This is a genomic window from Streptomyces sp. NBC_00887, from assembly GCF_045207585.1.
Map to the genome: position 1 here is coordinate 8,649,878 of NZ_CP108788.1, position 14,849 is coordinate 8,664,726.

The 14,849-nt window shown below is 69.6% G+C and carries 13 protein-coding genes; all 13 read left to right on the plus strand.

Annotation, left to right across the window (positions count from 1 at the left end; translation table 11 throughout):
- Positions 1 to 179: 179 nt before the first annotated feature.
- The 13 genes from pyrR to metK all read left to right on the plus strand — a co-directional run bounded on the left by pyrR (position 180) and on the right by metK (position 14,810).
- A complete protein-coding gene (gene pyrR / locus OG844_RS39520; RefSeq protein ID WP_329212938.1) occupies positions 180 to 764 on the plus strand; it encodes a bifunctional pyr operon transcriptional regulator/uracil phosphoribosyltransferase PyrR in 585 nt (194 codons plus the stop codon).
- A gap of 90 nt (positions 765 to 854) precedes the next feature.
- The gene (locus tag OG844_RS39525; RefSeq protein WP_406388622.1) at positions 855 to 1,841 is read left to right on the plus strand and encodes an aspartate carbamoyltransferase catalytic subunit; all 987 of its coding nucleotides are present in this window, start codon (positions 855 to 857) and stop codon (positions 1,839 to 1,841) included.
- Between the two features lie 2 nt (positions 1,842 to 1,843).
- Positions 1,844 to 3,130: a dihydroorotase gene (locus OG844_RS39530; protein ID WP_406388621.1), complete on the plus strand. Its 1,287-nt coding sequence runs from the start codon at positions 1,844 to 1,846 to the stop codon at positions 3,128 to 3,130.
- A complete protein-coding gene (locus tag OG844_RS39535; RefSeq protein ID WP_406388619.1) occupies positions 3,127 to 3,714 on the plus strand; it encodes a hypothetical protein in 588 nt (195 codons plus the stop codon). Before OG844_RS39530 ends, OG844_RS39535 begins: the two co-directional genes overlap by 4 nt.
- Positions 3,711 to 4,853: a glutamine-hydrolyzing carbamoyl-phosphate synthase small subunit gene (gene carA / locus OG844_RS39540; RefSeq protein ID WP_406388617.1), complete on the plus strand. Its 1,143-nt coding sequence runs from the start codon at positions 3,711 to 3,713 to the stop codon at positions 4,851 to 4,853. Before OG844_RS39535 ends, carA begins: the two co-directional genes overlap by 4 nt.
- Entirely contained in the window at positions 4,846 to 8,154 is a 3,309-nt protein-coding gene (carB, locus tag OG844_RS39545; RefSeq protein ID WP_406388615.1) for a carbamoyl-phosphate synthase large subunit, read from the plus strand. The genes carA and carB overlap by 8 nt, the downstream gene beginning before the upstream one ends.
- A 286-nt stretch (positions 8,155 to 8,440) precedes the next feature.
- The gene (locus OG844_RS39550) at positions 8,441 to 9,550 is read left to right on the plus strand and encodes a quinone-dependent dihydroorotate dehydrogenase (protein ID WP_406388613.1); all 1,110 of its coding nucleotides are present in this window, start codon (positions 8,441 to 8,443) and stop codon (positions 9,548 to 9,550) included.
- Complete coding sequence (pyrF, locus tag OG844_RS39555; protein WP_356415400.1) at positions 9,547 to 10,386, plus strand: orotidine-5'-phosphate decarboxylase; 840 nt, start codon at positions 9,547 to 9,549, stop codon at positions 10,384 to 10,386. The genes OG844_RS39550 and pyrF overlap by 4 nt, the downstream gene beginning before the upstream one ends.
- Before the next feature lie 244 nt (positions 10,387 to 10,630).
- Positions 10,631 to 10,954, plus strand: coding sequence for an integration host factor (locus OG844_RS39560; RefSeq protein WP_018524251.1), 324 nt, complete (start codon positions 10,631 to 10,633; stop codon positions 10,952 to 10,954).
- A 38-nt stretch (positions 10,955 to 10,992) separates the two neighbouring features.
- Positions 10,993 to 11,610: a guanylate kinase gene (gene gmk / locus OG844_RS39565; RefSeq protein ID WP_406388611.1), complete on the plus strand. Its 618-nt coding sequence runs from the start codon at positions 10,993 to 10,995 to the stop codon at positions 11,608 to 11,610.
- A gap of 93 nt (positions 11,611 to 11,703) precedes the next feature.
- Positions 11,704 to 11,976: a DNA-directed RNA polymerase subunit omega gene (gene rpoZ, locus OG844_RS39570; RefSeq protein WP_003970369.1), complete on the plus strand. Its 273-nt coding sequence runs from the start codon at positions 11,704 to 11,706 to the stop codon at positions 11,974 to 11,976.
- Between the two features lie 181 nt (positions 11,977 to 12,157).
- Positions 12,158 to 13,360 (plus strand): bifunctional phosphopantothenoylcysteine decarboxylase/phosphopantothenate--cysteine ligase CoaBC, encoded by a 1,203-nt coding sequence (coaBC, locus tag OG844_RS39575; RefSeq protein ID WP_406388610.1) that lies wholly within the window; start codon positions 12,158 to 12,160, stop codon positions 13,358 to 13,360.
- 241 nt (positions 13,361 to 13,601) lie between these two features.
- On the plus strand, positions 13,602 to 14,810 hold the full coding sequence (gene metK / locus OG844_RS39580; protein WP_406388609.1) for a methionine adenosyltransferase: 1,209 nt from the start codon (positions 13,602 to 13,604) through the stop codon (positions 14,808 to 14,810).
- Positions 14,811 to 14,849: the final 39 nt, after the last annotated feature.

Genomic DNA, 14,849 nt, shown 5'->3' on the forward strand with positions numbered 1-14,849 from the left:
TGGCTGGTAACTCACTGTGAGGTTACGCAGCGTTACTTGGATGCGTCAAGCTGAAAGGTCCGGACTGCCACCTCCCGGGGGCGGGGTCGGGGCTCGCACAAGCCCTGGTAACGTGGATGACGCAATTTCGACGTCCTTTAACGTCCGTCCAGTGAGGCGGAGAAGGAGGTCCGTTTCTTATGGACGCACAGCATGACGACCACGGCAATGCGGCACGCCCCGTTCTCGAGGCTCCCGACATCGCCCGGGTACTGACCCGAATCGCCCACGAGATCGTCGAACGCGCCAAGGGCGCCGACGACGTGGTGCTCCTCGGCATCCCGACGCGGGGGGTCTACCTCGCCTCCCGGCTCGCCGGGAAACTCGAAGAGATCACCGGCCGGAAGACGCCGGTCGGATCGCTCGACATCACGATGTACCGCGACGACCTGAGGATGCGCCCCGCGCGCGCCCTTGCCCGCACGGAGATCCCCGGTGAGGGCATCGAGGGCAGGCTCGTCGTCCTGGTCGACGACGTGCTCTTCTCCGGCCGCACGATCCGCGCCGCACTCGACGCGCTCGGCGACATCGGCCGTCCACGCGCCGTGCAGCTCGCGGTCCTCGTCGACCGCGGCCACCGTGAACTCCCGATCCGTGCCGACTACGTCGGCAAGAACCTCCCCACGTCGCTGCGGGAGACGGTCAAGGTCCAGCTCGCCGAGGAGGACGGCCGCGACGCCGTGCTGCTCGGCGTCAAGCAGACCGTCCCGGCGGGCGAGCAGTAGCTCCGCGCCCCGTACGCCGCTCCAGTGGCCGTACGGCAGCTTCCGCACGCCCGCATGCCTGATCCCTCCACCATCCACGGAGAACCCCAGATGAAGCGTCACCTCATCTCGGCCGCAGATCTCACCCGCGACGACGCCGTCCTGATCCTCGACACCGCCGAGGAAATGGCCCGGGTCGCGGACCGGCCGATCAAGAAGCTCCCCACCCTGCGCGGCCGTACCGTCGTCAACCTCTTCTTCGAGGACTCGACGCGCACCCGCATCTCGTTCGAGGCCGCCGCCAAGCGGCTGTCCGCCGACGTCATCAACTTCTCCGCGAAGGGCTCGTCCGTCTCCAAGGGCGAGTCCCTCAAGGACACCGCCCTGACCCTGGAGGCGATGGGCGCCGACGCCGTCGTCATCCGGCACGGCGCCTCGGGGGCTCCGTACCGCCTCGCGACATCGGGCTGGATCGACGGGGCCGTCGTCAACGCGGGCGACGGCACGCACGAGCACCCCACCCAGGCACTGCTGGACGCCTTCACGATGCGCCGCAGGCTGGTCGGAGCCGACGCGGGGCTCGGCCGGGACCTCGAAGGCCGCCGCATCACGATCGTCGGCGACATCCTGCACAGCCGGGTGGCCCGGTCCAACGTCCACCTGCTGACCACGCTCGGCGCGCACGTCACCCTGGTGGCCCCGCCCACCCTGGTGCCCGTCGGTGTCGAGCAGTGGCCCTGCGACGTCAGCTACAGCCTCGACGAGGTGCTGCCGAAGTCCGACGCGGTGATGATGCTCCGTGTGCAGCGCGAACGGATGAACGCCGCGTACTTCCCGACCGAGCGCGAGTACTCGCGCCGCTACGGCCTGGACGGCCTGCGCATGGCGCGCATGCCCGAGCACGCCATCGTCATGCACCCCGGCCCGATGGTCCGCGGCATGGAGATCACCGCCGACGTCGCCGACTCCGACCGCTGCACGGTCGTCGAGCAGGTCGCCAACGGCGTGTCGATCCGCATGGCCGTGCTCTACCTGCTGCTCGGCGGCTCCGAGCCCGCCGCTCCCGCCGTTCACAACCGTACCGAGGAGAACAAGTAACCATGAGCAAGATCCTTATCCGCGGTGCGAAGGTCCTCGGCGGCGAGCCCCAGGACGTCCTCATCGACGGCGAGACCATCTCCGCGGTCGGCACCGGACTCGACGCCGGCGACGCCACCGTGATCGAGGCCGCGGGCCAGGTCCTGCTGCCCGGCCTCGTCGACCTGCACACGCACCTGCGCGAGCCCGGCCGCGAGGACTCCGAGACGGTGCTCACCGGCACCCGGGCCGCGGCCGTCGGCGGCTTCACCGCCGTCCACGCCATGGCCAACACATTCCCCGTAGCCGACACCGCGGGCGTCGTCGAGCAGGTCTGGCGGCTCGGCAAGGAGTCCGGCTACTGCGACGTGCAGCCCATCGGCGCCGTCACCGTCGGCCTGGAGGGCAAGCAGCTCGCCGAGCTCGGAGCCATGCACGACTCCGCCGCCGGAGTGAAGGTCTTCTCCGACGACGGCAAGTGCGTCGACGACGCGGTGATCATGCGACGCGCCCTGGAGTACGTGAAGGCGTTCGACGGCGTCGTCGCCCAGCATGCGCAGGAGCCCCGCCTCACCGAGGGCGCCCAGATGAACGAGGGCATCGTCTCGGCCGAGCTCGGTCTCGGCGGCTGGCCCGCCGTCGCCGAGGAGTCGATCATCGCCCGCGACGTACTGCTCGCCGCCCACGTCGACTCCCGGGTGCACATCTGCCACCTCTCGACCGCCGGCTCCGTGGAGATCGTCCGCTGGGCCAAGTCCAAGGGCTGGAACGTCACCGCCGAGGTCACCCCGCACCACCTGCTCCTCACCGACGAGCTCGTACGGACCTACGACCCCGTCTACAAGGTGAACCCGCCGCTGCGCACCGAGGCCGACGTGATGGCCCTGCGCGAGGCGCTCGCCGACGGCACGATCGACTGCGTCGCCACCGACCACGCCCCGCACCCGCACGAGGACAAGGACTGCGAGTGGGCCGCCGCCGCCATGGGCATGGTGGGCCTGGAGACCGCGCTGTCCGTGGTCCAGCAGACGATGGTGGACACCGGTCTCATCGACTGGGCGGGCGTCGCCGACCGCATGTCGTTCCGTCCCGCGGCCATCGGCCGGCTCGAAGGACACGGCCGGCCCGTCTCGGCGGGTGAGCCCGCCAACCTCACACTGGTCGATCCGGCATACCGTGGAGCCGTGGACCCCGCGGGCTTCGCGTCCCGCAGCCGCAACACTCCGTACGAGGGTCGCGAGCTGCCGGGCCGAGTGACCCACACCTTCCTGCGGGGCCGTGCCACGGTCGTCGACGGGAAGCTCGCGTGACAACACTCAACCCCAGTTATCAGCTGTACCAGCTGGCCGCCGAGCAGAAGTCGGCGGAGGTGACCGACTGGTCCGCCCGCATCAGCTGGGTCCTCGGACTGGTCGTCTTCATCGCTTTCGTCTACTGGCTGATGCGCCAGGGGTGGAAGTGGCGCGGCAGCCTCCAGTCCGATCTGCCCGAGCTCGCCACGGCCCCCGAAGGATTCGCGGACGGCGAGAAGCTGCTCACGCTGACCGGCCGCTACCACGCGTCGACCACTGCGGGACAGTGGCTCGACCGCATCGTCGCCCACGGCCTCGGCACCCGCAGCCGGGTGGAACTCACCCTCACGGAGCAGGGCCTCGACGTCGTACGCCCCGGCGCGGCCGACTTCTTCGTCCCCGCCGCCGCACTGCGCGAGGCCCGGCTCGACAAGGCGCTCGCCGGCAAGGTCCTCCCCGAGGGCGGCCTCCTGGTCATCACCTGGGCGCACGGCGACAGGCTGATCGACTCCGGTTTCCGCTCCGACCACGCCGCCGAGCACCCGGCCTGGGTCGACGCCGTCAACCACCTCACCAGCACTACGGAAGGCACCGCACGATGACGATCTCCACCCGGGGAGCCGACAAAGCTCCCGCCGTACTCGTCCTGGAGGACGGCCGCTCCTTCCGCGGCCGCGCCTACGGGGCCGTGGGGGAGACCTTCGGCGAAGCGGTGTTCTCCACCGGCATGACCGGTTACCAGGAAACGCTGACCGATCCCTCGTACCACCGCCAGGTCGTCGTGATGACCGCCCCGCACATCGGCAACACCGGTGTGAACGACGACGACGCCGAGTCGAAGCAGATCTGGGTCGCCGGATACGTCGTCCGCGACCCCGCCCGCAAGCCCTCCAACTGGCGCTCCCGGCGCTCGCTGGACGAGGAGCTCGTCAGCCAGGGCATCGTCGGCATCAGCGGCATCGACACCCGTGCGCTGACCCGCCACCTCCGCGAGCGCGGCGCGATGCGCGTCGGCATCTTCTCCGGCAACGCCATCGCGGACGAGGGCATACTGCTCGCCAAGGTGCGCCAGGCGCCCGAGATGAGCGGCGCCGACCTCGCCGCCGAGGTCGCCACCAAGGAGACGTACGTCGTCCCGGCGATCGGCACCAAGAAGTTCACCGTCGCCGCGATCGACCTCGGCATCAAGGGCATGACCCCGCACCGCATGGCCGAGCGCGGCATCGAGGTGCACGTCCTGCCCGCCACCGCCACCCTCGACGAGGTGTACGCGGTGAAGCCCGACGGAGTCTTCTTCTCCAACGGCCCCGGCGACCCGTCGACCGCCGACCACCCCGTCTCCGTCATGCAGGGCGTCCTGGAGCGGAAGACCCCGCTCTTCGGCATCTGCTTCGGCAACCAGATCCTGGGCCGCGCACTGGGCTTCGGCACGTACAAGCTGAAGTACGGCCACCGCGGCATCAACCAGCCCGTGCAGGACCGCACGACCGGCAAGGTCGAGGTCACCGCGCACAACCACGGCTTCGCCGTCGACGCCCCCCTCGACAAGGTCTCCGACACCGAGTTCGGCCGCGCCGAGGTCTCCCACGTCTGCCTGAACGACCAGGTCGTCGAAGGCCTCCAGCTCCTGGACCGGCCCGCCTTCAGCGTCCAGTACCACCCCGAAGCAGCTGCAGGCCCGCACGACGCCGCGTACCTCTTCGACCGTTTCGTTACCCTGATGGAGGGCCAGCGTGCCTAAGCGCTCCGATATCCAGTCCGTCCTGGTCATCGGCTCCGGCCCGATCGTCATCGGGCAGGCCGCCGAATTCGACTACTCCGGCACCCAGGCCTGCCGCGTTCTCAAGGCCGAGGGCCTGCGCGTCATCCTGGTCAACTCCAACCCGGCCACGATCATGACCGACCCGGAGATCGCCGACGCCACGTACGTCGAGCCGATCACCCCCGAGTTCGTCGAGAAGATCATCGCCAAGGAGCGCCCCGACGCGCTCCTCCCGACGCTGGGCGGCCAGACCGCGCTCAACACCGCGATCTCCATGCACGAGAACGGTGTCCTGGAGAAGTACGGCGTCGAGCTCATCGGCGCCAACGTCGAGGCCATCAACAAGGGCGAGGACCGCGACCTCTTCAAGGGCGTCGTCGAAGCCGTCAAGGCGAAGATCGGTTACGGCGAGTCCGCCCGCTCCGTCATCTGCCACACCATGGACGACATCATCGAGGGCGTCGACACCCTCGGCGGCTACCCCGTCGTCGTCCGCCCGTCCTTCACCATGGGCGGCGCCGGTTCCGGCTTCGCCCACGACGAGGACGAGCTGCGCCGCATCGCCGGACAGGGCCTCACGCTCTCGCCGACCACCGAGGTGCTCCTGGAGGAGTCCATCCTGGGCTGGAAGGAGTACGAGCTGGAGCTGATGCGCGACAAGAACGACAACGTCGTGGTCGTCTGCTCCATCGAGAACTTCGACCCGATGGGCGTCCACACCGGTGACTCGATCACCGTCGCCCCCTCGATGACCCTCACCGACCGCGAGTACCAGCGGCTGCGCGACATCGGCATCGCGATCATCCGCGAGGTCGGTGTCGACACCGGCGGCTGCAACATCCAGTTCGCCATCGACCCGACCGACGGCCGGGTCATCGTGATCGAGATGAACCCGCGCGTCTCCCGCTCCTCGGCGCTCGCCTCGAAGGCCACCGGCTTCCCGATCGCCAAGATCGCCGCCAAGCTGGCTGTCGGCTACACGCTCGACGAGATCCCCAACGACATCACCGAGAAGACGCCGGCCTCCTTCGAGCCGACCCTCGACTACGTCGTCGTGAAGGCCCCGCGCTTCGCCTTCGAGAAGTTCCCCTCCGCCGACTCCACCCTCACCACCACCATGAAGTCGGTGGGCGAGGCCATGGCGATCGGCCGCAACTTCACCGAGGCGCTGCAGAAGGCCCTGCGCTCCCTGGAGAAGAAGGGCTCGCAGTTCGCCTTCACCGGCGAGCCCGGCGACAAGGCCGAGCTGCTCGCCGAGGCGGTCCGCCCCACGGACGGCCGCATCAACACCGTCATGCAGGCGATCCGCGCCGGCGCCACCCAGGAAGAGGTCTTCGACGCCACGAAGATCGACCCCTGGTTCGTCGACCAGCTCTTCCTGATCAAGGAGATCGCCGACGAGCTGGCCGCCGCCGAGCGCCTCGACACCGAGCTGCTCGCCGAGGCCAAGCGGCACGGCTTCTCCGACGCCCAGATCGGCGAGATCCGCGGTCTGCGCGAGGACGTCGTGCGCGAGGTACGGCACGCCCTGGGCATCCGCCCGGTCTACAAGACGGTGGACACCTGTGCCGCGGAGTTCGCCGCCAACACGCCGTACTTCTACTCCTCCTACGACGAGGAGAGCGAGGTCGCGTCCCGCACCAAGCCCGCGGTGATCATCCTCGGATCCGGTCCGAACCGCATCGGCCAGGGCATCGAGTTCGACTACTCCTGCGTCCACGCCTCCTTCGCACTGAGCGACGCGGGCTACGAGACCGTGATGGTCAACTGCAACCCGGAGACCGTCTCCACGGACTACGACACCTCCGACCGGCTGTACTTCGAGCCGCTCACCCTCGAGGACGTCCTGGAGATCGTGCACGCCGAGTCCCTCGCGGGCCCGATCGCCGGTGTCATCGTCCAGCTCGGCGGCCAGACCCCGCTCGGCCTGGCGCAGGCGCTCAAGGACAACGGCGTGCCGATCGTGGGCACCTCCCCGGAGGCCATCCACGCCGCCGAGGACCGCGGTGCCTTCGGCCGGGTCCTCGCCGAGGCCGGTCTGCCCGCCCCGAAGCACGGCACGGCGACCACGTTCTCCGAGGCCAAGGCCATCGCCGACGAGATCGGCTACCCCGTCCTCGTACGCCCGTCGTACGTGCTCGGCGGCCGCGGCATGGAGATCGTGTACGACGAGGCGCGCCTCTCCTCGTACATCGCCGAGTCCACCGAGATCAGCCCCACCCGGCCGGTCCTGGTCGACCGCTTCCTCGACGACGCGATCGAGATCGACGTCGACGCGCTCTACGACGGCACCGAGCTGTACCTCGGCGGCGTCATGGAGCACATCGAGGAGGCCGGCATCCACTCCGGCGACTCCGCCTGCGCACTGCCCCCGATCACGCTCGGCGGCTTCGACATCAAGCGCCTGCGGGCCTCGACCGAGGGCATCGCCAAGGGCGTCGGCGTACGCGGCCTGATCAACATCCAGTTCGCGCTCTCCGGCGACATCCTCTACGTGCTCGAAGCCAACCCGCGCGCCTCGCGGACCGTCCCCTTCACCTCGAAGGCGACCGCGGTCCCGCTCGCGAAGGCCGCCGCCCGCATCTCGCTGGGCGCGACCGTCGCCGAGCTGCGCGAGGAGGGCCTGCTGCCGAAGCAGGGCGACGGCGGCACCCTGCCGCTCGACGCGCCGATCTCCGTCAAGGAGGCCGTCATGCCGTGGTCGCGCTTCCGCGACATCCACGGCCGCGGCGTCGACACGGTCCTCGGCCCGGAGATGCGCTCCACCGGTGAGGTCATGGGCATCGACTCGGTCTTCGGCACGGCGTACGCCAAGTCGCAGGCCGGCGCGTACGGCCCGCTGCCCACCAAGGGCCGCGCCTTCATCTCCGTCGCCAACCGCGACAAGCGCTCGATGATCTTCCCGGCCCGCGAGCTCGTCGCCCACGGCTTCGAGCTGATGGCCACGTCCGGCACGGCCGAGGTGCTCAAGCGCAACGGCATCAACGCCACCATCGTGCGCAAGCAGTCCGAGGGCGAGGGCCCCAACGGCGAGAAGACCATCGTCCAGCTGATCCACGACGGCCAGGTCGACCTCATCGTCAACACGCCGTACGGAACGGGCGGCAGGCTCGACGGCTACGAGATCCGCACCGCGGCCGTCGCCCGGTCGGTGCCGTGCCTCACCACGGTCCAGGCGCTCGCCGCCGCCGTCCAGGGCATCGACGCGCTCAACCACGGTGACGTCGGCGTACGTTCCCTCCAGGAACACGCGGAACATCTGACCGCGGCCCGCGACTAGGGCCTCCCGTTCGGATCATGCCGGGCTCGCGGGGTCCGGCACGCACTCCCCCAAGGCCTTAAGGGCCAGGGGGGACCCCCTCCGGCGTTGTCGTCGTCGCTTACTTCCCCGAGCTCTCGGCTTCGCTCGAGCAGAGGAGACCCCATCGCGTGGGCTCCCTCCTCCGCCTTGCAGCTGCACGCACCGGACCCCGCTCCCTGATCCGGCCTGATCCGAACGAAAGACCCTAGGACGCCAGCAGGGGGGACACCGGAAACGGTGTCCCCCTCTTCATGAGGACTGTGTGATGTACAAACTCTTCTTCCAGCTGGTCTTCAAGCGCATGGACCCGGAGCAGGCCCACTACCTGGCCTTCCGCTGGATCCGCCTCGCGGCCCGCGTCCCCGTGCTGCGGACCTTCGTCGCCGCCGCGCTCGCCCCCCGCTACGAGGAACTGCGCACCGAGGCCCTCGGGCTGAGGATGCACGGCCCGTTCGGGCTCGCCGCCGGCTTCGACAAGAACGCGATCGCGATCGACGGCATGTCGATGCTCGGGTTCGACCACATCGAGATCGGCACGGTCACCGGTGAACCGCAGCCCGGCAACCCGAAGCAGCGCCTCTTCCGGCTCGTCGCGGACCGTGCGCTGATCAACCGCATGGGCTTCAACAACGAGGGCTCCGCGGCCGTCGCCGAACGCCTGGCCGCCCGCAGGCCCGTCTTCCGTACGACGGTCGGCGTCAACATCGGCAAGACCAAGGTGGTCCCCGAGGCCGAGGCGGTGGGGGACTACGTCAAGTCCACCGAGCGGCTCGCCGCCCACGCCGACTACCTCGTCGTCAACGTCTCCTCGCCCAACACCCCCGGCCTGCGCAACCTCCAGGCCACCGAGGCGCTCCGGCCGCTGCTCTCGGCGGTGCGCGAGGCCGCCGACCGTACGGTCACGGACCGCCGGGTCCCGCTGCTCGTCAAGATCGCCCCCGACCTGGCGGACGACGACGTCGACGCGGTCGCGGACCTCGCCGTCGAGCTAGGTCTGGACGGCATCATCGCCACCAACACCACCATCGCCCGCGACAGTCTCGGACTGAAGTCCCCGGCGTCGCTGGTCAAGGAGACCGGCGGACTCTCCGGCGCACCCCTCAAGGAGCGCTCCCTGGAGGTCCTGAGCCGCCTGTACGCCCGTGTGGGGACCCGGATCACCCTCGTCGGTGTCGGGGGCGTCGAGAACGCCGAGGACGCCTGGCAGCGCATCCTCGCCGGTGCCACGCTCGTCCAGGGCTACAGCGCCTTCATCTACGAGGGCCCGTTCTACGCCCGTTCGATCCACAAGGGCCTGGCCGCCCGCCTTGCCGCCTCCCCGTACGCCACCCTCGCCGAAGCCGTCGGCGCCTCGACACGGAAGGTCATGCAGTGACCCTCGAACCCTTCGGCGCCCGTCTGCGCCGCGCCATGGACACCCGCGGACCGCTCTGCGTGGGCATCGACCCGCACGCCTCGCTCCTCACCTCCTGGGGCCTGAACGACGACATCGCGGGCCTGGAGCGCTTCACCCGTACCGTCGTCGAGGCACTGGCCGACCGGGTCGCCGTGCTCAAGCCGCAGTCGGCGTTCTTCGAGCGATTCGGCTCGCGCGGCATCGCCGTCCTGGAGAAGGCCGTCGAGGAGGCGCGCGCCGCCGGGGCCCTGGTGCTCATGGACGCCAAGCGCGGGGACATCGGCTCCACCATGGGCGCCTACGCGGCCACGTACCTCGACAAGGACTCGCCGCTGTTCTCCGACGCGGTCACCGTCTCGCCGTACCTCGGCTTCGGCTCGCTGCGCCCGGCGCTCGACGCGGCCGCGATCTCCGGCTCGGGCGTCTTCGTCCTCGCCCTCACCTCCAACCCGGAGGGCGCCGAGGTCCAGCGTGCCACCGCCGCGGACGGCCGGCCGCTGGCCCAGCTGATGCTCGACCACATGGCCGCCGAGAACGAGGGCGCGGCGCCGCTCGGCTCCGTCGGGGCGGTCGTCGGTGCCACGCTCGGGGACGCGGGTGTGAATCTGGCGATCAACGGTCCGCTGCTCGCTCCCGGCATCGGCGCCCAGGGCGCCACTCCCGCGGATCTGCCCGGTGTGTTCGGCGCCTCGGTGGGCAATGTGGTGCCGAGCGTGAGCCGGGGCGTGCTGCGCCACGGACCGGACGCGTCAGGGCTGCGCGAAGCCGCCGGTCGGTTCGCGGACGAGGTCCGCGCAGCCGTCTCGGATGGCTGACCATGCCACGTAACAGCGCGTTGACGGAATCCTGACCAGAAATCCGGGTTGTTATGACGGAAATGTCCTGGTCGGCTGAGGCTGACCAGGACTTTTCGTCTGTTCTCGCTGACTCAGGCGGCCGTGGCCGCTAGTCTCCGTCGAGAGCTAACGAGCACAGGTTGTTCGTTGCTCACCGGCTGTGGGGCTTTCACGTTCCTCAGCGGTCCGTATCCGACAGATCGACATCCGAGGTGACGTAGGCGTGGCTCTTCCGCCCCTTACCCCTGAACAGCGCGCAGCCGCGCTCGAAAAGGCCGCCGCGGCTCGCCGGGAGCGGGCCGAGGTCAAGAATCGACTCAAGCATTCCGGCGCCTCCCTCCACGAGGTCATCAAGTCGGGCCAGGAGAACGACGTCATCGGCAAGATGAAGGTCTCCGCCCTGCTGGAGTCCCTGCCGGGCGTGGGCAAGGTCCGCGCCAAGCAGATCATGGAGCGGCTCGGCATCTCCGAGAGCCGCCGGGTCCGGGGTCTTGGCTCCAACCAGATCGCATCTTTGGAGCGTGAGTTCGGCGGCAGTGCCGCCTGACGTTCTCAGGCACTCCTGAGAAGCGGGATAATCGCTCCATGGCTGCAACATCCCGGGGGAACTCCCCCGTACCCCCGGACGTACGTCCGCGGCTGACCGTGCTCTCCGGCCCCTCCGGGGTCGGTAAGAGCACGGTCGTCGCTCATATGCGCAAGGTTCACCCCGAGGTCTGGCTCTCGGTGTCGGCCACGACCCGCAAACCGCGCCCCGGCGAACGCAACGGCGTCCACTACTTCTTCGTGGACACCGAGGAGTTCGACAAGCTGATCGCCAACGGCGAGCTGCTGGAGTGGGCGGAGTTCGCGGGCAACCGTTACGGCACCCCACGCCGGGCCGTGCTGGAGCGCCTCGAGGCGGGCGAACCGGTGCTGCTGGAGATCGATCTGCAGGGTGCCCGCCTGGTCCGCCAGTCGATGCCCGACGCGCAGCTCGTCTTCCTGGCGCCGCCGAGCTGGGACGAGCTGGTCCGCCGGCTCACCGGCCGCGGGACGGAGGCGCCCGACGTGATCGAGCGCCGTCTCACGGCGGCGAAGGTCGAGCTGGCCGCCGAGGCGGAGTTCGATACGACTCTTGTCAACACCTCGGTCGAGGACGTGGCACGCGAGCTGCTAACGTTGATGCTGCAGGCTTCCGGCCTCCGCGGCATCGACGACTGACCTCGTCGGCCCCCGCGGACGCAGAGCATCACCACTGCGGAACCAGCATGATCAAAGATCTCTTTGATCTCTATCCCCTTCGGAAGGCAGAGAGTGTCCTCTTCCATCACCACGCCCGAGGGCATCATCAACCCGCCGATTGATGAGCTCCTCGAGGCCACCGACTCGAAGTACAGCCTCGTGATCTACGCGGCCAAGCGCGCGCGCCAGATCAACGCGTACTACTCGCAGCTCGGTGAAGGCCTCCTCGAGTACGTCGGTCCGCTCGTCGACACCCACGTGCACGAGAAGCCGCTCTCGATCGCGCTCCGCGAGATCAACGCGGGCCTGCTGACCTCCGAGGCCATCGAGGGCCCCGCACAGTAGGCAGGAAACGCACCTTCACCACAGGCCCGGCGGTCATCACCGCCGGGCCTGTGGTGTGTCCGGGGCCGGGCCCGCCGAGGGCCGTCCCATGCGGTGAGGCAGCATGGAGTGCGTACGTCCCCCGGCTGCGGGCAGCCGGGTGCGCATCGGTTGCGCGGAGAAACGAGTGCGGGGAGACGCAGTGGACAAGCCGAAGGTCGTCCTGGGGGTCAGCGGTGGCATCGCCGCCTACAAGGCGTGCGAACTGCTGCGCCGGCTGACCGAGTCCGGTCATGACGTCCGGGTCGTGCCGACCGGGGCGTCGCTGAACTTCGTCGGGGCCGCCACCTGGTCGGCGCTCTCCGGCAACCCCGTGTCGAGCGAGGTCTGGGACAGCGTGCACGAGGTGCCGCACGTCCGGATCGGGCAGGCGGCCGACCTCGTCGTGGTCGCCCCCGCCACCGCCGACATGCTCGCCAAGGCCGCCCACGGCCTCGCCGACGACCTCCTCACCAACACGCTCCTCACCGCCCGCTGTCCGGTCGTCTTCGCACCGGCGATGCACACCGAGATGTGGGAGCACCCGGCCACGCAGGAGAACGTGGCCACGCTGCGCCGCCGCGGCGCCGTCGTCATCGAGCCCGCTGTCGGCCGCCTCACCGGCGTCGACACCGGCAAGGGCCGGCTGCCGGACCCGGGTGAGATCTTCGAGGTCTGCCGCCGCGTCCTGACCCGCGGACCGGCCGAACCCGACCTCGCAGGCCGGCACGTGGTCATCAGCGCCGGCGGCACCCGGGAGCCCCTCGACCCGGTCCGCTACCTCGGCAACCGCTCCTCCGGCAAGCAGGGCTACGCGCTGGCGCGCACCGCTGTCGCCCGCGGCGCCCGGGTGACGCTGATCGAGGCGAACACCGGACTGCCCGACCCCGCGGGCGCCGACGTCCTGCGCGCCGGAACCGCCGTACAGCTGCGCGAGGCCGTGCTGAAGGCGGTGGCCGACGCCGATGTGGTGGTGATGGCCGCGGCGGTCGCCGACTTCCGTCCCGCGGACTACGCCGCGGGCAAGATCAAGAAGAAGGACGGCCAGGAGCCGGCGCCCCTGGTCCTCGTCCGCAATCCCGACATCCTCGCCGAGGTCTCCGCGGACCGGGCCCGCCCCGGCCAGGTCGTCGTCGGTTTCGCCGCGGAGACCGACGACGTCCTCGCCAACGGCCGCGAGAAGCTCCGCCGCAAGGGCTGCGACCTGCTCGTGGTCAACGAGGTGGGGGAGCGCAAGACCTTCGGGTCCGAGGAGAACGAAGCGGTGGTGCTCTCGGCCGAAGGCGGCGAGACCGCTGTGCCGTACGGGCCGAAAGAAGCACTCGCCGACACGGTTTGGGACCTGGTGGCGGCGCGCTTCGGCTAGATTGCTCAGTTGCCGCTCCGGCGGGATGGAAGCTCAAGAAATTCGGTCATTTCTCACACCCGGAAGGAGTGATTGTCGTACTGACGTCAACAGTGCCGCCGGTCACAGAGCTCCCAAGGGGCGAGACGCGTGGCCCATTCACCGGAAGCGACCGATAAACTGGTCGACGGAACGTGCCGGGCGCAGCTCCCGGAGGTCCATCAATGATCAGCCAGCAGCCGCTGCAACCCCAGGGAGCGATGTGTCCCGCCGTCTCTTCACCTCGGAGTCCGTTACCGAGGGCCACCCCGACAAGATCGCTGACCAGATCAGCGACACGATTCTCGACGCGCTCCTGCGTGAGGACCCTTCCTCGCGTGTCGCCGTCGAGACCTTGATCACTACTGGTCTGGTGCATGTCGCGGGTGAGGTCACCACCAAGGCCTACGCCGACATCCCCAACCTCGTGCGCAACAAGGTGCTGGAGATCGGCTACGACTCCTCCAAGAAGGGCTTCGACGGAGCCTCCTGCGGCGTGTCCGTGTCCATCGGAGCGCAGTCCCCGGACATCGCCCAGGGTGTCGACACGGCGTACGAGAAGCGCGTCGAGGGCGACGAGGACGAGCTCGACAAGCAGGGCGCCGGCGACCAGGGCCTCATGTTCGGCTACGCCTGCGACGAGACGCCCGAGCTGATGCCGCTCCCGATCCACGTGGCGCACCGGCTCTCCCGCCGGCTGTCGGAGGTCCGCAAGAACGGGACCATCCCGTACCTGCGTCCCGACGGCAAGACCCAGGTCACCATCGAGTACGACGGTGACAAGGCCGTCCGCCTCGACACGGTCGTCGTCTCCTCGCAGCACGCGTCCGACATCGACCTGGACTCGCTCCTCGCGCCCGACATCCGTGAGTTCGTCGTCGAGCACGTCCTGGCGCAGCTCATCGAGGACGGCATCAAGCTGGACACCGAGGGCTACCGGCTCCTGGTGAACCCGACCGGCCGCTTCGAGATCGGCGGTCCGATGGGTGACGCCGGTCTGACCGGCCGGAAGATCATCATCGACACCTACGGCGGCATGGCCCGCCACGGCGGCGGCGCCTTCTCCGGCAAGGACCCGTCGAAGGTCGACCGCTCGGCGGCGTACGCCATGCGCTGGGTGGCGAAGAACGTCGTCGCGGCCGGTCTCGCCGCCCGCTGCGAGGTCCAGGTCGCGTACGCGATCGGCAAGGCCGAGCCGGTGGGTCTGTTCGTCGAGACCTTCGGCACCGCCACCGTCGAGACGGAGAAGATCGAGCACGCGATCGGCGAGGTCTTCGACCTCCGTCCGGCCGCGATCATCCGCGACCTCGACCTGCTCCGCCCGATCTACGCCCAGACCGCCGCGTACGGCCACTTCGGCCGTGAGCTGCCCGACTTCACCTGGGAGCGCACCGACCGCGTGGACGCGCTGCGTGCGGCGGCGGGGCTCTAGCCCGGCCGACGTCAGCCCTCCGGGGCCCGGATGCCGTAC